16 protein-coding genes are annotated in these 16,966 nt (G+C 73.6%); 10 read left to right on the top strand and 6 right to left on the bottom strand.

The window, feature by feature from the left end:
* Positions 1-51: 51 nt before the first annotated feature.
* Entirely contained in the window at positions 52-228 is a 177-nt protein-coding gene (locus tag ACFUNE_RS02440; RefSeq protein WP_383561350.1) for a hypothetical protein, read from the top strand.
* Positions 229-266: 38 nt separating this feature from the next.
* On the opposite strand, the gene ACFUNE_RS02435 is transcribed toward ACFUNE_RS02440, so the two are convergent.
* Complete coding sequence (locus ACFUNE_RS02435; protein ID WP_383561348.1) at positions 267-824, bottom strand: SMI1/KNR4 family protein; 558 nt, start codon at positions 822-824, stop codon at positions 267-269.
* 143 nt (positions 825-967) lie between these two features.
* Between ACFUNE_RS02435 and ACFUNE_RS02430 the strand changes: the two genes are divergently transcribed.
* Entirely contained in the window at positions 968-3,340 is a 2,373-nt protein-coding gene (locus ACFUNE_RS02430; RefSeq protein ID WP_383561346.1) for a SpoIIE family protein phosphatase, read from the top strand.
* 34 nt (positions 3,341-3,374) lie between these two features.
* Here the strand turns inward: ACFUNE_RS02430 and ACFUNE_RS02425 are convergent, their stop codons facing one another.
* Positions 3,375-3,581, bottom strand: coding sequence for a DUF4287 domain-containing protein (locus ACFUNE_RS02425; protein WP_383561344.1), 207 nt, complete (start codon positions 3,579-3,581; stop codon positions 3,375-3,377).
* Positions 3,582-3,843: 262 nt separating this feature from the next.
* Here ACFUNE_RS02425 and ACFUNE_RS02420 point away from each other — a divergent pair, with 262 nt between their 5' ends.
* From ACFUNE_RS02420 to ACFUNE_RS02410, 3 genes are read left to right on the top strand one after another with little or no spacing between them, the layout of a single operon-like run.
* Positions 3,844-4,428 (top strand): hypothetical protein, encoded by a 585-nt coding sequence (locus ACFUNE_RS02420; RefSeq protein ID WP_383561342.1) that lies wholly within the window; start codon positions 3,844-3,846, stop codon positions 4,426-4,428.
* Positions 4,429-4,433: 5 nt separating this feature from the next.
* On the top strand, positions 4,434-7,163 hold the full coding sequence (locus tag ACFUNE_RS02415; protein ID WP_383561340.1) for a substrate-binding domain-containing protein: 2,730 nt from the start codon (positions 4,434-4,436) through the stop codon (positions 7,161-7,163).
* Positions 7,160-8,596 (top strand): extracellular solute-binding protein, encoded by a 1,437-nt coding sequence (locus tag ACFUNE_RS02410; protein WP_383561338.1) that lies wholly within the window; start codon positions 7,160-7,162, stop codon positions 8,594-8,596. Before ACFUNE_RS02415 ends, ACFUNE_RS02410 begins: the two co-directional genes overlap by 4 nt.
* A 60-nt stretch (positions 8,597-8,656) precedes the next feature.
* Here ACFUNE_RS02410 and ACFUNE_RS02405 read toward each other — a convergent pair whose 3' ends face one another.
* Both ACFUNE_RS02405 and ACFUNE_RS02400 read right to left on the bottom strand, forming a co-directional pair.
* A complete protein-coding gene (locus ACFUNE_RS02405; RefSeq protein ID WP_383561336.1) occupies positions 8,657-9,664 on the bottom strand; it encodes an SEC-C domain-containing protein in 1,008 nt (335 codons plus the stop codon).
* 87 nt (positions 9,665-9,751) lie between these two features.
* On the bottom strand, positions 9,752-11,155 hold the full coding sequence (locus ACFUNE_RS02400; protein WP_383561334.1) for an MFS transporter: 1,404 nt from the start codon (positions 11,153-11,155) through the stop codon (positions 9,752-9,754).
* Positions 11,156-11,286: 131 nt separating this feature from the next.
* Here ACFUNE_RS02400 and ACFUNE_RS02395 point away from each other — a divergent pair, with 131 nt between their 5' ends.
* The 4 genes from ACFUNE_RS02395 (at position 11,287) to ACFUNE_RS02380 (ending at position 14,042) form a co-directional block, all read left to right on the top strand.
* Entirely contained in the window at positions 11,287-11,823 is a 537-nt protein-coding gene (locus ACFUNE_RS02395; RefSeq protein WP_383561332.1) for a winged helix-turn-helix transcriptional regulator, read from the top strand.
* Positions 11,824-11,866: 43 nt separating this feature from the next.
* Positions 11,867-12,199 (top strand): DUF6412 domain-containing protein, encoded by a 333-nt coding sequence (locus ACFUNE_RS02390; RefSeq protein ID WP_383561330.1) that lies wholly within the window; start codon positions 11,867-11,869, stop codon positions 12,197-12,199.
* Between the two features lie 85 nt (positions 12,200-12,284).
* Positions 12,285-13,055 carry a YidC/Oxa1 family membrane protein insertase gene (locus ACFUNE_RS02385; RefSeq protein WP_383561328.1) on the top strand — a complete coding sequence of 257 codons (771 nt, stop codon included), beginning with the start codon at positions 12,285-12,287 and terminating at the stop codon, positions 13,053-13,055.
* Positions 13,056-13,181: 126 nt separating this feature from the next.
* The gene (locus ACFUNE_RS02380) at positions 13,182-14,042 is read left to right on the top strand and encodes a fumarylacetoacetate hydrolase family protein (protein ID WP_383561326.1); all 861 of its coding nucleotides are present in this window, start codon (positions 13,182-13,184) and stop codon (positions 14,040-14,042) included.
* 66 nt (positions 14,043-14,108) lie between these two features.
* Here the strand turns inward: ACFUNE_RS02380 and ACFUNE_RS02375 are convergent, their stop codons facing one another.
* Entirely contained in the window at positions 14,109-14,588 is a 480-nt protein-coding gene (locus ACFUNE_RS02375; RefSeq protein ID WP_383561324.1) for a heme-degrading domain-containing protein, read from the bottom strand.
* A complete protein-coding gene (locus ACFUNE_RS02370; RefSeq protein ID WP_383561322.1) occupies positions 14,588-15,691 on the bottom strand; it encodes a Gfo/Idh/MocA family oxidoreductase in 1,104 nt (367 codons plus the stop codon). Before ACFUNE_RS02370 ends, ACFUNE_RS02375 begins: the two co-directional genes overlap by 1 nt.
* Positions 15,692-15,747: 56 nt before the next feature.
* Between ACFUNE_RS02370 and ACFUNE_RS02365 the strand changes: the two genes are divergently transcribed.
* Complete coding sequence (locus ACFUNE_RS02365) at positions 15,748-16,905, top strand: ROK family protein (RefSeq protein WP_383561320.1); 1,158 nt, start codon at positions 15,748-15,750, stop codon at positions 16,903-16,905.
* The last annotated feature ends 61 nt before the right edge of the window (positions 16,906-16,966 follow it).

The following is a 16,966-nucleotide window of genomic DNA, read 5'->3' as shown; positions in this document are numbered from 1 at the left end:
CGGTAGTTGGGCACAGGTGTCCGGGAAGTCATCTACAGGAGTGATGGATCGATGCCACCTGTGACCGTCCACGTGAAGCCCAAGACCGGCAAAGAGATCACCCTCGACGACCTGCGTGAACTCGTCGAGAAGTCCAAGGGCACGCCAGGCAAGAGCCCAGTCCTCGTCACGGTCAACAGCAACCGGCCCACGAAGATCAATCGTTTGGACATCGAGATAGCGGACTGAGCCGGGCTCGAGGGCATCGAACAGAGGCCGCCGCCCCCTCACCGGCACAGCGCGTGGATGTCCTCCTCGAACGTGGGGAACTCCGCCCGGGTCTCCGTGACGATCTCCCGCGCCGTCCGCCGCGGGGTCGTCGCGTGGCGTTCGGCGAGGTGGGCCAGGGGGGCCTCCGGGTGGGAGGGGTGTTCCTCGGCCAGGGCCGCCTCCATCGGGCCGTAGCCGTCGGCCAGGACCCACAGGAAGTCGGAGAGGCTGCCCGCCACCACACCGCACTCGCCCTCCGAGCCCAGGAACACGACCGGCTGGTCGGTGAGGGGCCGGTCGGGGCGGGTGCGCCAGATCATGGCGCGGCCGCCCGTGCCGTCCTGGCCGAAGACGAGGTAGGCGTCGGCGTCGGCCTCCGGGTTGCCCGTCCAGCTCCGGAACATCCGCGCCGTCCACTCGGCGGACTCGAAGTCCGCCACCGGCTCGAAGTCGAAGCGGTATTCCTCGTCGCCGTCCTCGTCGACGGTGCGGAAGTGGTCGTCGTAGAAGTCGAACCTGGCCACCTCGGTCAGGGCGGCGGGGAAGCGGCGGTCGGTCTCCGTCGTGTGATCCATGGGCGCAGGCTAGGTGTCCCCGCTGACAGCGGGCTGCTCCGGTAGCGGGCCACTGGCGGGGGGCCGATGCTGGACGGGTACGTGTCCACGTGCGCGGATGCCCGGCGCCCGGGTCACCGCGAGGGGGCGAAGGAGCTGGGCTCATGGCTGATGCGCCGCTGATGGTCGTCGACGGCGACGGGCTGGTCACCGGGTGGAGCCGGGAGGCCGAGCAGCGCTACGGGCAGGCGACCGCGCAGGCGCTCGGCCTGCGCATGATGGATGTCCTCGCGGCCGACACCCGGCAGGCTCCCGAGAGCGGCGAGCCCCTGCCGGGGCTGCGCCTGGAGCCTCTGGCGGGGGCGGGCTGGGCCGTCTGGGCGGCCGGGGGGGCCGGCTCCGGCAGCGACGCCGACGCCGTCGGGTCGGCGCTGCTGAACGTGATGTTCACGCAGGTACGCGTACGGGTCCATGTGCTCGACTCGGAGCTCCGTCTGGTGCGGATCAGCGACCCCGCGACCGCGTCCGAGACGGACGAGACCGAGCGGCTGCGTGGGCGCCCTTTCAGCGAGGTGTGCGGCTTCGAGGAGCCGGAGCAGGTGGAGGCCTACGTGGGTGAGGTGCTGCGCACCGGCGTACCCGGCTTCGAGCGGCCGTTCCTGGCCCGTCCCAGCCGCGCGCCCGGCGGACGGCGCACCCTCGCCCTGACCGCGTTCCGGCTCCAGGAGCAGCAGGAGGCGGAGCAGAGCCACCGGGGTGCCGTCCTGGGGGTCGCGGTCGCCGTGGCCGACGTGACCGAACAGGTGCGGCGCCGGGCCCGGGACGCCGCGCTCGCCGCGGTGCGCGACGCTGTGGGCAGAACGCTGGACGTCGAGGCCACCTGCCGCGACCTGGCCGACGCGCTGGTCCCGCTCTACGCCGACGTGGGCGTCGTCGAGGTCGTCGACGCGGTCCTGCGCGGCGAGACCCCGGAGCCGGGGCCGCTCGGCCGGGAGGTGCCGCTGCGCCGCGCCGCGTACAGCGGCACCGAGCCCGCCCATCCGGTCGGAGACGTACGGGCCGTGCCTCCCGGGACACCGTTCCAGCGGAGCCTCTCCGACCTGCGAGCCCGCATCGTGCCGCTGGAGAACGCGCCCTGGGCCGACGCCGACCCCGCGCGCTCCCACTCCATCCGGGAGCTCGGCGCCCATACGCTCCTGCTGGCACCGCTGACGCTGCGCGGGGCGGTCCTCGGGCTGGTGAGCCTCTATCGCTGCGGCGGCTCCGAACCCTTCACGGAGGAGGACGTCTCCGTGCTGGAGTCAGTGGCCTCCCGCGCCGCTCTCGGCATCGACAACGCCCGCCGCTACGTGCACGAGTACACCATCGCCAGCGCCCTCCAGCGCCGGCTGCTGCCGCAGCGCCCCGCACCCCAGCCCGCGGTCGAGACGGACCATCTGCTGCTGCCGGGCGGCGGCCCTGGCTGCTGGTTCGACACGATCGCGCTGTCCGGGGCCCGCACCGCCCTCGTCATCGGGGAGGTGGCCGAGCAGGGCATCCACGCGGCCACCACCATGGGGCAGTTGCGCACCGTCGTCCACGCCTTCTCGGCGCTCGACCTGGAGCCCGACGAACTGCTCGCGCGCCTGTACGACGCCGCCGCACGGCTGGCGGAGGAGCGCGCACAGCTTCCGGCGAGCGACCCGCTGCACCGGGAGCCACTGGCCGCCACCTGCGCGTACGCCGTGTACGACCCCTTCACCGAGACGTGCACCGTCGCTTCGGCCGGCCACTCCGCCCCTCTCGTCATCGGCCCGGACGGCATCGCCGCCACGGTCGACGTGCCCCAGGGACCGCCGCTCGGCTCCACGGAGCGCGCGCCCGTCGCCGCGACCTCCTTCCCCCTGCGGGAGGGCAGCCTGCTCGCACTCCACAGCAGCGCCCTGGGGAGCCACTCCGACCCCTCGACCGGCGCACTGTGCAAGGCGCTCTCCCCGCCGGACCGGCCGCTGCGGGACCTGTGCGACGCGGTCGCCTACGCCCTGCCCGACACCCAGGGCCTCCAGGGCGCCGCCCTGCTGCTGGCCCGGACCCACGCCATGCCGGCCGACCGGTACGCCGCCTGGGAGCTCCCCTACGACAAGACGGCCCCGGCGACCGCGCGCCGTCTCACGGCCAAGACGCTGTCCGACTGGCACGTCGACGGCGACACCGGTGACGCGACCGAGCTCATCGTCAGCGAGCTGGTGACCAACGCCGTGCGCTACGGAAGCCCCCCGGTGGAGCTTCGCCTCATCCTCGACCGGGGGCTGACCTGCGAGATCCGGGATGCCAGCACCACCGCCCCGTACATGAAGTACGCCGGCGCGGTGGACGAGGGCGGTCGGGGGCTCTTCATCATCTCCCAGCTCGCCTCGCTGTGGGGCACCCGGTACGCGGCCGAGGGCAAGACCGTCTGGTCGGAGCAGGCCATCTCCGCGGAGGACGAGGATCTCCCCGGCGGCACGGGACCCGGCGGCACGGGACCCGGCGGCACCGGGTCCGGCGACGGGACGTGAGCCCGGTCCAGGTCCTCCGCCCCTTCCCGGCCGCCTACTCGCCCTCGGCGAGCGTGTGCGCGACCAGGGCGTTGGCGTGGCCGTGGCCCAGGCCGTGCTCGGTCTTCAGCCAGGCGACGAGCTCCATGTGCCTGGTCAGGGGCGAGGACCGGATGAGGTCCTTCCACTCCGCGATCGGCCGGCCGTGCTTCTTCTCGATCGAGGGGAAGTAGCTTGCGGGGCCCTTCACTGCTCCGGCCATGTTCCGTGTCCCATCCGTGAGTCCGTCGGGGCGAGCATCGCGAGATGCTCGTGAGTCTCTCGGCGGTTATGACCGGCCGCGAGCGGAAAAGTGATCGGTGGGCAGAAAAATGGTCGGTGGGCCTACGGCCACCGGTGGGCGCGGACGGCCTCCAGATGAAGAGGAACAAAGGGGTGCTCCGTGTCAACGCCCGTGAAATACTTGCGTGTTCAGTGATCAGTCCCGCCACGGGGTGAGGGCTGCGGGGTCGATGGGGGAAGCCATGACGGACGGGGCGGGCACGAGCGGGCCGGAGCCGGGGCAGGGGAAGGTCGCGTTACGGATCAGCCTCAGCGGGACGCACACGCGGCGCGACGACCTCGAAGCCCTGCACATCTGGCTGAAGAACGCACCGGTCCTCGAGGACGCGCTGCGGGGTGACGAACTCGCCCTGGAGCGCACGGACTCGCTCACGCAGACCGAGGCGATGGGCGGGGAGCTGATCCAGGACATCCTCCTCGTCGTCTCCGCGGAGCTGGCGCGCTCCGTGGCCGACAACGCCTGGCGCTCCGTGGAGACATGGCTGCGCAACCGGGGCCGCTTCGCCGACCCCGAGGAGACGCCCCGTGTCACGCTTGACGGGCCGTCCCAGGGGCCGGGCTCCGACCTGAGCCGCGACACCGGCCGGGGAGCGGGCCCCGGCGAGGGAGCAGACCCCGCCCAGGGATCCGGCCCCGCCCAAGGCACAGACCCCGGCGCAGACCCCGGCGCAGACCCCGGCACCGGCGGGGACGGGGGCCCCGACACGGGGCCCGGATCCGGCGGGCGGAACCGGACGCAAGGCGGCGACGAGCCCGGAGAGGTCTAGCAGCCGTGCCGCCGTACAACGCGCGCGGCGAGGAGAACGGGGCCAAGCGGCACAGGGCCGTGCTCATCGGGGTGGAGCACTACACGGGCACCCGGAACGACCTTCCGGCGGTCGCCACCAACCTCCGCCTCATGCGCGAGGCCCTGACCGACCGGACCACCGGGGTGATGCGCCCGGAGGACCTCGTCGTCGTCCGCGAAAGCGGCGGCCCGGCGGCCACCGTCTCCCCGTTCCGGGCCCATGAGGCGCTCAGGACCGCCCGGGACGAGGTCGACGGACTGCTGGTCGTCTACTTCGCCGGGCACGGCATCGTGCGGCCCGACGGCAGTGACCTCAACCTGATGTTCACCGACTCGCGGGTGACCAGGGACCGGAGCCACCCTTTCGTGGACACCCTGTCCTGGCGCGACGACCTCATGCCCGACCTGCGCAGGTCCCGCGCCGACTGGGTCGTCGTCATCCTCGACTGCTGCTTCGCCGGCAACGCGCTCGCGGCCTTCAGCCCCGCCGCCGGACAGAACTTCGCCCTGCTCACCGCGGCGGAACCGGGGGTGGAGATCCCGCCGGGCGATCCCCGTACCGGCACGGAGTTCACGGCCGCCCTGCACCAGCTGCTGACCACGGGCGAGGGCGGGCCGGTCACCTTCACCCGCATCGTCGACGGGATACGCCGGGCGATGGCACCGCTGAAGGCGGTCGACGGCCACCCGTGGGTCCCGGACGAACTGCGGCACGGTGACGACGTGGTGCTGGCCCTCGCGGCGGACCCGGAGCCCGCGCCCGCGCCCCCGCCGCCCCCTCCACCGCCGCCCGTGGAAGCCCCGCAGCAGCAGGACGCCCCGGGGCCGCCGGCCACGCCACGGCGTCGGCGGCTGCCCGGCCCCGCCTTCCCGCGCCGCCTGCTTCCCGTCCTGGTCCGCCGCCTCACACGTACGACCGCCCTCGTGATGACGGGCGTCGTCGCTCTCGCCGGGGCCGGCGCGTGGTACTTCCTCGCCGGGCACGGCGGCGCCGCCTGTGCCTCGCCCCTGGAGCTCCGCGTGCTCACCGACCCCGATCTGCGGCCCACCGTGAAGAAGGCCGTCGACGCCTATCCCAAGCGGGACGGCGACGGCTGCCGGACCGTCGGCATCAACGTGTACGACGCCAAGGCCACGGACGCCGTGACGGCCTTCCGGTCCTCCTCGCTCTGGCAGGTGCCGCCCGCCGCCTGCCCGGCCTCCGGCGAGTGCCTGCGGCCCCAACGGGACGTCGGCGCACAGCCGGACATCTGGATCCCCGCCGCCGGCAGCGCGTGGGAGAGGGCGACGGCCGCCGGGGCGGGCGGCGCCACCGCCACCGCCGGGAGCGGGGATCCCGCGCCCGCCGCGGACCCGGGGAAGAGCGTGGTGGACCTCGAACGGCTGGGCTCCATCGCCTACACGCCGATGGTCCTCGGCGTGCCGGACACCATGTCCCTGCCGCAGACCCTGCAGACCGACGACCCGCTGGGCGCGATCATCAAAGGGCTGAAGGACGCCCAGGAGGTCGAGATCCTGCGCCCCGACCCCGAGAGCACCGAGGGCGCCCTGCTGGCGACCGGCGCGCTCTACGCCTCCTCCGCCCCCGGGACCCCGTCCGCGCTCGAACGGGGCATGGCGCAGGTGCTGCGGCCCATGCCCTCGACCGCGCGGGACCTGATGTGCGCCCTGGCCGACGGTACGCACAACAGCCTCGAGGACCAGGCGGCCGTCCTCGTACCGGAACAGACCCTGGCGCAGTTCAACCTGTCGGCGGGCGAGGCGGGCCGCCCCGGCTGCGCGACGGAGGCGCTGAGGCACCGAGTGGCCCACTACCCCTCCGACGTGCCGATGCTGGACCTTCCCTTCGTCCGGGTCACCTGGGCCGGGGCCGACCGGGACGCCGAGGCCCGCAAGGCCGCCGTCGAGGACTTCCACGACTGGCTGGCCACCGACCGGGACGCGCAGAAGTGCTTCACCGACGACGGGTTCCGCGGCGTCGGGGAGGACGGCCCCGCCCCGCCCGGCGACGGCACGGTGCTGCGGTCCGAGGACAACACGACGGCCGTACGCGAGCAGATCCCGGCGACCGGCACCGGCACGGACGCGTCCGCCTCGCTCAACGTCACCCTGAGCCGCTACCGGGGAGCGCTCGGGCCCGGCCGGGTGCTGTACCTGCTGGACAACTCCACCTCCATGGCGGACAAACGGGTCTGGGACGGCACCGGCGGCGCCAAGGAGCTGGTGGCCCGCTCGATGAGCTCGCTGAGCCCCGAGGACCGGTACGGGGTGTGGATGACGGCCGTCAAGGGCGGACCCGCCACGCAGCTCGTGCCGTTCGCGCAGAACACCGGGGCCGTCGCGCAGAAGGCCGTCGCGGGCGCGAAGGCCGCGCCCTTCGACGCCCGTATCGCTCCGGGCATGCGCGAGGCGTTCACGGCCCTGCGCGAGGGCTCGGCCGAACCGGAACAGCCGCGGCTCCTCGTCCTGGTCACCGACGGCGAGGACTTCGAGAAGGTCGGGAAGAAGGACCAGGGCGATCTGGTCGCCGAGGCGCGCGGGGCACCGCTCGTGAGGATCGTGACCGTCTCGCTGCAGGACGGCGCCTGCGCGCCCGGCCGGTTCGGCGCACGGCTCGCGGAGGCGAGCGGCGGGCAGTGCCTGGACCCCGCCGACGACCTCACGTCCGAACTGGCGGCAGAGGTCGCCAAGACCGGTACGGGGGACGCCGAATGACCGGCACGGGCCCACGGTCCGGCCGCCGGGCAGGGGTGGGCGTCCTCCTCGGCTGCTTGCTCACGCTCGCCCCGGCCGCCTGTACGGGAGGCTCCGGGGGCACGGCCCCGCCGGGCGAGGGCGGGCAGGCGGCCGAAGGGCCCATCGTGGTCGCCAGCGGCCTCGACGTCACCGGCTCCGGCAGCGTCCGGCAGCAGCTCATCGAGGAATGGAACCGCGCGCACACCGGGTCGAAGGACCGGCAGGCCAAGCTCGTCGAGCTGCCCGGGGGCGCCGACCAGCAGCGCAGCCAGCTCCTGGGCGCCCTCCAGTCCGGCAGCGCCCGCTACGACGTGGTGAACCTCGACATCACCTGGATCCCCGAATTCGCCGAGGCCGGACTCATCAGCCCGCTGCCCGCGGGGACGGGCGCCGCAACGGACGACGGAAGCGACTTCTTCCCCCAGGTCCACGCCACCACCGTCTGGAAGGACCGCTCCTACGCCCGGCCGTTCAACACGGACGTCGGGCTCCTCTACTACCGGCCCGACCTGCTGAAGGAGGCCGACATGGAGGAGGACAAGCTGCCGACCGAGCAGTGGACCTGGGACCAGCTCTACTCCGCCGTCAAGACCCTCGGGCTCGATCCGGTGCGCCGTGACGAGCGCGCGGGCTGGACCACCCAGCTGAAGCAGTACGAGGGACTCACCGTGAACACCGTCGAGGCGTTCGCCGACGCCGGTGTCCGGCTCACCGACAGGGAAGGGCGGTACAGCTCCAGCGCCGGGCAGCTGAAGAAGGGGCTCGACACGCTCCTGGACCGCGTCGACCGGGGCCGCGTCCAGCCAGGCGCCCTCAGCTCCGACGAGACGGCGTCCCTCACCGACTTCGTCGAGGGCCGCGCCGTGTTCCTGCGGCACTGGCCCTACGCGTACGGGGCGCTGGGCGGCCTCATGGCGCCGGACAGGTACGCAGTGAACCGGCTCCCGGGCGAGGCCGTGCTCGGCGGGCAGAACCTCGCCGTCACCGCCGACTCGCCCCGCGCGGAGGACGCCCGCGCGCTCGTCACCTTCCTGACCTCGCGGGAGAGCGAGCGCTGCCTCCTCGACGCGGGCTTCGCGGCCACCCGGGCCTCCGCGTACGAGCCGTCCGCGAGCCGCTGCTGGCCGAGTGTCGCCGCCGCGCTCCGGCCGGCGGGTGACGCGCCCAAGAGGGCCGGGGCGGAGGAGGACGTACCGAAGGGCCAGGATCAGGAGGCGGTCGACGCGTACCTCCGGACCCTCGAGGACGCGCTGACCGAGGCGGTGCAGCGGCCGCGCACCCCGTACTACGGGGCGTTCACCCAGGCGTTGCAGTCCCATGTGTACGCGCTGCTGGCCGATGAGACGCCCGACACCGACCAGGCCGCCACCGCGCTCGACCGGGAGCTGCGGGACGTGTTCGCGGGCAGGTGAGAGCGGGCCGGTGAGAGCGGCCCGGTCCTCTCGCGGGCGGACGGGAGGGCCAGGCCCCTGTCAGGCCGCTCCGTGGCACTCCCGGTACGAACGCTCCGAGCCGCACCAGCACGCCGCGCTGCGCGCCGGGGGCCACGGGACGGCCCGGCCGCGGGCCGCCAGCGTCGTGGCGTACTGGGGGAGCAGATCGGGGTCGGACGGGGACGCGGCCTCCGACGCGGCGAACGCCTCGTAGGAGGGGACCGTGCCCGTCACGATGCCGAGGTTCGGAGTGCCGGCGGCGTGCAGGTCCCGCAACGCCGCCTCCAGCCGGGCGAGATGGTCCTCGTGCGAGACGTACTCCTGGGCCAGCTCCGGGTACGCGGCGAGGAGCTCGCGCAGCTCGTCCTCGGGCCAGTGCAGCACCGCGACGGGGAACGGTCGGGACAACGCCGTCCGGTAGGTGCCCAGTTCGGCCCGGAGCCGGGTGATCTCCGCCTGGAGCTCACCCGGGTCCGAGGAGCCGAGGGACCACAGGCGCTTGGGGTCGTGCAGCTCGTCGAGGGGGACGGCGGCTGTGTGCAGCGCGTCGGCCAGCTCGTCCCACGCGTCATGGGTGACGCCCATCAGCCTGCGCACCCGGTGCCGTCCGATCAGCAGCGACTGGGTGGCGTAGGGGACTTCCTCGCCCGGGGCGAGGAGCAGCCGCAGCGCGGTCGAGAAGAAGTCGTGGGCGTCCTCCAGCTCGTCGTGCGCCTCCAGCGTCTCCGCGGCGATCTCCCACGGTGCCGCGTCGAGCGGGCCCGCGATGCGGATGCCGTCGATGATCGCGCGGGCCTCCGCCTCGTGGCCGTACTCCCAGAGGTTGGCCGCTTTGAGCGCTTTGACCAGATGGGGCCGGTCGACGGCGGTCCCGGTGGAGGTGAGCAGCTCGTCGTAGAGGGTGCTGGCGCGGGTGCGCTCACCCGCGAGCTCCAGGTGGGCCGCGGCCTGGAGGAACAGCGGCTCGTGGTCCTCGGGGTACTGCGCCGCGGTGCGCAGCAGGCGCTCGGCTTCGGTGATGTGGTCGGCAGGCGTGTCGGGGCGCATGGACCACACGGTACTGCGGGTCGGGGGAGAGGTGAGAGGGCGCGGTCCGGAGTGCCGGTGAAGGCCCGGGGGCGCCGGGGAGAACACTCAGCGCTCCCGCAGGAACAGGACGCCCGCCGTGCCCGCCACCGCGATGGCGGCGGACAGCAGGATCGCCCGGTCCGCGCCCGCCACGGTCGGCGCCACAGCGATCGTCAGGGCCACGCCCGCCGAGGAGCCGAGATAGCGGGCGGTGTTGTTGGCTCCGGACCCCATGGCCGCCCGGTCCGGCGGTACGGACTCGACCGCGAGGCGGGGCAGCGCCGCGTTGATCAGGCCGCTGCCGGCGCCGGCCACCACCAGGGCCGGGACGAGACGCAGCCACACCGAGGTCCCCGCGCCGCCGGGTGCGCCGGTCAGGGTCCCGAGCATCGGGAGCAGCGCCACCGCGTGGAGCGCGAAGCCGGCGGCCAGCTGGTGGCGGGCCGAGACCCGGCCGGTCAGCCGCCGCGACTGGAGCGCCGCGACGAACGCCGCACCGGACCAGAGGAGGAACAGCCACGCCGAGTCGAGGGCCGAGAGGCCGAGGGAGTGCTGAAGGAGGGTCGGCAGATAGCTGAACAGGCCGATCACCGAGAGCCCCGTGACGAGGCCGCCCAGGGAGGCCGCCAGGAAGGTGCGGCTGCGCAGCAGCGACAGGACGATCAGCGGGGCGGCCGCCCGGCGCTCCACCGCGGCGAACACGGCGGTCAGGGCGAGGGCGGCGAGCAGCAGCAGGCCGACCGGCGCGCGCAGCCAGCCGTCCCGGCCGAGCGTCAGGGCCGTCAGCAGCGCGGTCATCGCCAGACCGAGCACGGCGGCGCCCGCGAGATCGGGACGTCCGGGGCGGGGTGCGCGGGACTCGGTGAGCGTACGGAAGGCGAAGGCCGCCGTGACGAGGGCGCCGGCGCCCAGGGCGAGATAGGTCAGGCGCCAGTCGGCCTGGCCGAGCGAGCTCGCGAGGAGCGGGCCGAGGGCTATCCCGGCGCTCACGAAGGCTCCCCAGACGCCCATCGCCCTGATCCGCGCGTGGCCGGCCGGATAGGCGCCGACCAGCAGTCCGAGGCTGGCGGCGAGGATCGCCGCACTCGCCGCGCCCTGGCCCGCCCGGGCGAGGGTGAAGCCGAGGGTGTTCGTGGTGAGGGCCGCGAGAGCGGTGGTGAGGCCGAGGCCGAGGGTGCCGATGAGGAAGAGCCTGCGGCGGCCGAAGTCGTCGGCGAGGCTGCCCGCGACGAGCAGGAGTACCGCGAGGCCGAGCGGTGCTCCGTTGAGGAGCCAGGCCTGCGCGGCGGGCGGAGTGGCGAAGGCGGCCGAGAGGGCGGGCAGCGCCGCCATGGGTGCGGTGTAGTTCATCAGCGCGACGGCGGTGGCGGCGCTGGTCACGGCGAGGGTCGCGCCCGGCCGGTGTGGCGTGCCGGGGCGGGCGGGCCGCCGCGCGGGGGCGGGTCCGGTCTGCACGGGCTGCTGGGTCATGACGTCCCTCCGGGGATCGGCCCGCCTGGTGACCAGGTCCATGGCCATGGTTCGGTGAATGAACCTACCGAGTGCCTCACGCTAGCACGGGTAGGTTCGTTCACCGAACCCAAGGGAGTAAAGTGATTCCCATGGCTCTCGGCAAGGACTACGCGGCACAGCAGTGCTCCATCGCCCGCGCACTCGAAGTGGTCGGCGAGCGCTGGACCCTGCTCGTCGTGCGCGACGCCTTCTACGGAGTGCGCCGCTACAACGACTTCCTCGGCCACCTCGGCATCCCCCGGGCCGTCCTGGCCTCGCGCCTCCAGGCGCTCACCGAGGCCGGGGTCCTGGCCAGGCGGCGCTATCAGGAGTCGCCCCCGCGCGACGAGTACGTCCTCACCGACAGCGGCAAGGCCCTCTGGCCGACCCTGCGCTCCCTCGGGCTCTGGGGCCGCGAGCACATCGAGGGCACCCTCCCCATGCGCTTCTTCGTCCACGCCCTGTGCGGCACCGAGCTCGGGGCGTTCGGGCAGTGCCCGGCCTGCGGCGGCAACACCGGCGTACCGCTGGAGGAGGTGGAGATGCGGCCGGGGGCCGGGCTCGACCCCGACCCCGCCGATCCCGTCAGCCGCGCGCTGCTCGTCCCCCGCCGGCTCCTTCAGCCGCTGGACGCCGATCGTGTATAACGGCTGAAGGACACAATCGGGCGAAACGTGAAGGGGAGGGCCGATGGACGACGCTGTGAACCGCGTACGCCGAGCGGTCGGCCGCCTGCTCCGCCCCGCCGCCTTCGTCGTCCTGTTCCTCACCGAGGTCCTGCTCACCGAGGGCGGCAGCCTCTCCGCCGCCGTCGCGCTCGCCGCCACCGCGGCCGCCGGCTCGGCGCTCCTCGTCTGCTCCGTCATCAGCGCCCGCTGTGCCGCCCCCGTACCCCGTACGAGCGTGCGCACCGCCATGCGCGACCGGGAGAAGCGCACCGCCTTCCTCCCGCAACGCGACCCGGACGCCCGGGGCCGCACCAGGCCCCGAGCACCCGGGGCAGCCCTCCTGACGGCCGCGTAGAGGCACACCTTCCACGACCCTCTGCGCGGGTCGTCCTGCCGAGTCATCACTCCCCGGCACGACGAGACCCCCGGAGGGCTCACCCATGTCCGCATTCATGTCCGCTTTCGCGAGCCTGGTCGGCGCATTCGCCGACCTGCTCCAGCCCCTGTTCCAGAACGCGTCCACCGCCGCCGCGATCGTCCTGTTCACCGCCCTCGTGCGGCTCGCCGTCCACCCCCTGTCCCGGGCGGCGGCGCGGGGGCAGAAGGCCCGCACCAAGCTCCAGCCGCAGATCGCCGAACTGCGCAAGAAGCACGCCAAGAACCCCGACCGGATGCAGAAGGCGCTCATGGAGCTCCACGCGAAGGAGAAGGTCTCCCCCCTCTCCGGCTGCCTCCCGAGCCTCCTCCAGATGCCCGCCTTCTTCCTGCTCTACCACCTCTTCTCCAGCCAGAGGATCGGCGGCGACCCCAACTCGCTGCTCGGCCACGAGCTCTTCGGAGCGCCGCTCGGCGAGCGCTGGCACGACGCGCTCGCGGACGGCGGGGTCTTCGGGCAGCAGGGGCTGGTCTACCTCGGACTCTTCGTGATCGTCGCCGCCGTCGCCACCTTCAACTACGGACGCACCAAGCGGCAGATGGCCGCGAACCCGGTGACGCCGGCCACCGGCCCGGACGGACAGCCCGTGCCGGGCATGGGTGCGATGACGAAGGTCATGCCGCTGATGTCCTTCCTGACCCTGGTCTCCGTCGCCTACGTGCCGCTCGCGGCGGCCCTCTACATCGTCACCAGCACCACGTGGACGGCCATCGAGCGCGCCTACCTCTACCGGGAGTCCCCGGCGGCGGAGGCCGCGGTCGCGCCCGCCGTCTAGGGCCCGCCCGGTCCAGTGTGTGAACAGGGTCTTGCGGAGTGATCCGATGTCTTGGAGGATCGGCCAAGCCTTTCGCTGGCCGCAACCCATCGACGGGCTCGATCTCGACCAAGGGGAGATGGACCGTTGAAGCTTCTTCGAGTGGGTACGGCGGGCTCGGAACGCCCCGCACTGCTGGACCGTAACGGGACCTTGCGAGACCTTTCGGGCCTCGTCGCCGACATCGACGGCGAGCTCCTCGCCGACGCCTCGGCGCTCGCACGCGTACGGGAAGCGGCACAGACGCCCGACGTCCTCCCGCCGATCGAGGCGGACGGCCTGCGGGTCGGGCCTCCGCTGGGGCGGATCGGCAAGATCGTGTGCATCGGGCTGAACTACCACGACCACGCCGCCGAGACCGGGGCGGCGATCCCGGACGAGCCGATCCTGTTCTTCAAGGCCCCCGACACCGTCGTCGGCCCCGAGGACACGGTCCTGGTGCCGCGCGGCAGCAGGAAGACCGACTGGGAGGTCGAGCTCGCCGTCGTGATCGGCCGCACCGCCCGCTACCTGGACTCCGCCGAGGAGGCGCTCGGGCACGTCGCCGGATACGCGACCTCGCACGACGTCTCCGAGCGCGAGTTCCAGATCGAGCGCGGCGGCACCTGGGACAAGGGCAAGAACTGCGAGACGTTCAACCCGCTCGGGCCCTGGCTCGTCACCGCGGACGAGGTGCCCGAACCGCAGGCGCTCCCGCTGAAGCTGTGGGTCAACGGGGAGCTCAAGCAGGACGGCACGACGGCCGAGCAGATCTTCCCGGTCGGCGAGGTCGTGCGCTACCTGAGCCACTTCATGACGCTCTACCCCGGCGACGTCATCAACACGGGCACCCCGGCGGGCGTGGCCATGGGCCGGCCCGAGCCGAAGCCCTACCTCCGCGCCGGTGACGTGGTGGAGCTGGAGGTCGAGGGGCTGGGACGCCAGCGCCAGCAGCTCAAGGACGCGTAGGCAGGGGATACGACGGAGCGGCCGCCGGGAACACCCGGCGGCCGCTCCGTCGTCGGTGGGCCTTCCTCAGGTCCGGGGGAGCGCCGTGAACTGCTCCAGGGCCTCCACCACCAGCGCGTGGTCCTCGGCCTGCGGCAGGCCCGAGACCGTGACCGAGCCGATCACTCCCGCGCCCTCGACGGCGATCGGGAACGAACCGCCGTGCGCTGCGTACGTGTCCGGGTCCAGCCGCGAGGAGTCCTCGAACGTCGTCCCCTTGGCCCGGAACCGCGTCCCGACCAGGTAGGAGCTCTCCCCGTACCGCTCCACCACCCGCCGCTTGCGGTTGATCCACGCGTCGTTGTCCGCGCTCGAACCGGGCAGGGCGGCGTGGAACAGCTGCTGGCCGCCCCGCCGGATGTCGATCGCCACGGGGGCGTGCCGCTCCCGGGCGAGCGCGACCAGCAGGCCGCCCAGCGTGTACGCGTCGTCGTAGCCGAAGCGCGGCAGCGTCAGGCGCCGCTCCTGCGCGATCAGCTCGGAGATGGTCGGAGCGCTGGGGCTCATCAGTGCTGCTCCTCGTCGTGGTGGGGAAGGAGGGTCACGGACACGCCCTCGCGGGCGGAGCGCCGCGCGGCCTCCAGGACATCGAGGGCGGCGGCGGCCTGCAGCGCCGTCACCGGGTTCTCGCCCTCGCCGCGGAGCGCCGAGGCGACAGCGGCGTAGTACGCCGGGTAGTCGCCCGGCAGCGTGCGGACCGGATCGCCGCCGCCGGTCAGCGCGGACTCACCGGAACCGACCCGGCCCCACAGCGACTCGGGCTCCTCGCCCCACGGCTTCCCGGCCACCGGGCGCACACCCTCGCGCAGGACGGCCTCCTGCGGGTCCAGGCCGTACTTCACATAGCCCGCCTTCGAGCCGAGCACCCGGAAGCGCGGGCCCAGCTGCGCCGTGGTGGCGCTCACGTACAGGTGGGAGCGCACCCCGTTGGTGTGGGTGATCGCGATGAACGTGTCGTCGTCGGCCGCCGCGCCCGGACGGCGCACGTCGGACTCCGCGTACACCTGCACCGCGGGCCCGAAGAGGGTGAGGGCCTGGTCGACGACGTGGCTGCCCAGGTCGTAGAGCAGCCCGCCGATCTCCTCCGGGTCGCCCGACTCGCGCCAGCCGCCCTTCAGCTGCGGGCGCCACCGCTCGAAGCGGGACTCGAAGCGCTGCACCTCACCGAGCTCGCCGTCCTCGATCAGACCGGCCAGTGTGAGGAAGTCGTTGTCCCAGCGGCGGTTCTGGAAGACCGAGAGGAGCAGTCCCCGCTCGGCGGCCAGCGCGGCCAGCTCACGGGCCTCGGCCGCCGTGCCGGCGATCGGCTTGTCCACGACCACCGGGAGCCCCGCCTCCAGCGCCGCCTTCGCGAGCGGGACGTGGGTCTTGTTCGGCGAGGCGATCACGATCAGGTCCAGCTCGTCCGCGCGCGCCCACAGCTCGTCGGGCGAGGCCGCGAACCGTACGCCGGGGAACTCGGCGCGGGCCTGCGCCTGCCGCTCCTCGTTCGACGTCACGACCGTGTCGAGGACGAGGCCCTCGGTCGAGGAGACCAGCGGGGCGTGGAAGACGGAACCCGCCAGGCCGTAGCCGACGAGCCCGACGCGGAGAGGAGCGTTGGCAGTCATGCGATCCACTTAAGCAACGCTGTTGCCAAAGTGCAAGCGATGGAGACAATGGAGCGGTGAACAGGAGCAACAGCAGGAGCGGCGGGGTGAATCTTCCGGCTCTGCGCCACCACAACGCGTCGCTCGTCCTCGACCTGCTGCGGATCGCCGGTGAGCAGGGCATCAGCCGCCTGGAGCTCGCCGAGAGCACCGGGCTCACCCCCCAGGCCGTCAGCAAGATCACCGCCCGGCTCCGTGCCGAGGGCCTCGCCGCCGAAGCCGGCCGGCTCGCCTCCACCGGCGGCAAGCCCCGCACCGTGCTGCGCCTGGTCCCGGACGCCGGATACGCCGTGGGGCTCCACCTGGACCGTGACGAACTCACCGCCGTCCTGACCGACCTCTCCGGCACCACGGCCGCGACCCGCACCTTCCCGCTCGACCTCGGAGCCCCGGCCGCCGAGGTCCTGGCCACTGCGGCCCACGCGGTGCAGACGGTACGGGCAGAGGTCCCCGGGGCCCCCCGGACCGCAGCCCGTCAGGTCTTCGGCGTGGGCGCGGCGCTGCCGGGCCCGCTCGACCACCGCAGCGGGGTGCTGCACCGGGTCACCGGCTTCCCCCAGTGGGACGGCTACCCGCTGCGCGACGCCCTCGCCGCCCGCACCGGGCTCCCCGTCGTCCTCGACAAGGACACCAACGCCGCCGCCCTCGGCCTCGCGCTCCGCGAACGCGCCGACGCCGACTTCGCCTACCTCCACCTGGGCACCGGCCTCGGCGCCGGGCTCGTCCTGGGCGGGGCACTGCACCGGGGGGTCCGCACGGGCGCCGGGGAGTTCGGCCACCAGACGCTCCAGCTGGACGGGCCCCCCTGTGACTGCGGCGGTCGCGGCTGCATCGAGGCGCTCTGCCTGGCCGCCGCCGCCCGCGGAGACGTCGCGGAAGCGGCCAGGGTGCTCGGGGCGGGCGCCGCCAACCTCGTCGGGCTGCTCGACATCGACCGGGTCGTCCTCGGCGGCCGTACCGTCGCCGCCCACGAGGACGCCTACGTGAGCGGGGTCCGCGCCGTCATCGACGAGCGTGCCCGGCGGGAGGGCGTCACCGCCGCCGTGCCCGTCACCGTGGCGGGCGGCGGCGACCGGCCGGTCGCCGAGGGGGCGGCCCACCTGGTCCTCGCCCCGCTCTTCGGCCGGGCCGGCGAGGACGGCGGCGAAGGCGCCCGAGCCGACCGGGCCCCCTGAGCCCGAGGGCTCCGCCCGCACCCGGACGGGGCCGTTCGAGCGGATTCCGACGCCCGAACGG

It is taken from the genome of Streptomyces sp. NPDC057287, from assembly GCF_042667905.1.
Taxonomy (GTDB): domain Bacteria; phylum Actinomycetota; class Actinomycetes; order Streptomycetales; family Streptomycetaceae; genus Streptomyces.
The sequence above is the reverse complement of the archived record's forward strand: the minus strand, read 5'-3'. Positions and strand labels throughout refer to the sequence as shown.

What these genes read in the sequence shown, in the direction of transcription:
- ACFUNE_RS02395 (WP_383561332.1), top strand. Translation starts at nt 11,287, where the DNA reads ATGGCTCTCGGCAAGGACTACGCGGCACAGCAGTGCTCCATCGCCCGC.
- ACFUNE_RS02375 (WP_383561324.1), bottom strand. Translation starts at nt 14,588, where the DNA reads ATGAGCCCCAGCGCTCCGACCATCTCCGAGCTGATCGCGCAGGAGCGG.
- ACFUNE_RS02385 (WP_383561328.1), top strand. Translation starts at nt 12,285, where the DNA reads ATGTCCGCATTCATGTCCGCTTTCGCGAGCCTGGTCGGCGCATTCGCC.
- ACFUNE_RS02430 (WP_383561346.1), top strand. Translation starts at nt 968, where the DNA reads ATGGCTGATGCGCCGCTGATGGTCGTCGACGGCGACGGGCTGGTCACC.
- ACFUNE_RS02400 (WP_383561334.1), bottom strand. Translation starts at nt 11,155, where the DNA reads ATGACCCAGCAGCCCGTGCAGACCGGACCCGCCCCCGCGCGGCGGCCC.
- ACFUNE_RS02425 (WP_383561344.1), bottom strand. Translation starts at nt 3,581, where the DNA reads ATGGCCGGAGCAGTGAAGGGCCCCGCAAGCTACTTCCCCTCGATCGAG.
- ACFUNE_RS02420 (WP_383561342.1), top strand. Translation starts at nt 3,844, where the DNA reads ATGACGGACGGGGCGGGCACGAGCGGGCCGGAGCCGGGGCAGGGGAAG.
- ACFUNE_RS02440 (WP_383561350.1), top strand. Translation starts at nt 52, where the DNA reads ATGCCACCTGTGACCGTCCACGTGAAGCCCAAGACCGGCAAAGAGATC.
- ACFUNE_RS02390 (WP_383561330.1), top strand. Translation starts at nt 11,867, where the DNA reads ATGGACGACGCTGTGAACCGCGTACGCCGAGCGGTCGGCCGCCTGCTC.
- ACFUNE_RS02370 (WP_383561322.1), bottom strand. Translation starts at nt 15,691, where the DNA reads ATGACTGCCAACGCTCCTCTCCGCGTCGGGCTCGTCGGCTACGGCCTG.
- ACFUNE_RS02410 (WP_383561338.1), top strand. Translation starts at nt 7,160, where the DNA reads ATGACCGGCACGGGCCCACGGTCCGGCCGCCGGGCAGGGGTGGGCGTC.
- ACFUNE_RS02435 (WP_383561348.1), bottom strand. Translation starts at nt 824, where the DNA reads ATGGATCACACGACGGAGACCGACCGCCGCTTCCCCGCCGCCCTGACC.
- ACFUNE_RS02405 (WP_383561336.1), bottom strand. Translation starts at nt 9,664, where the DNA reads ATGCGCCCCGACACGCCTGCCGACCACATCACCGAAGCCGAGCGCCTG.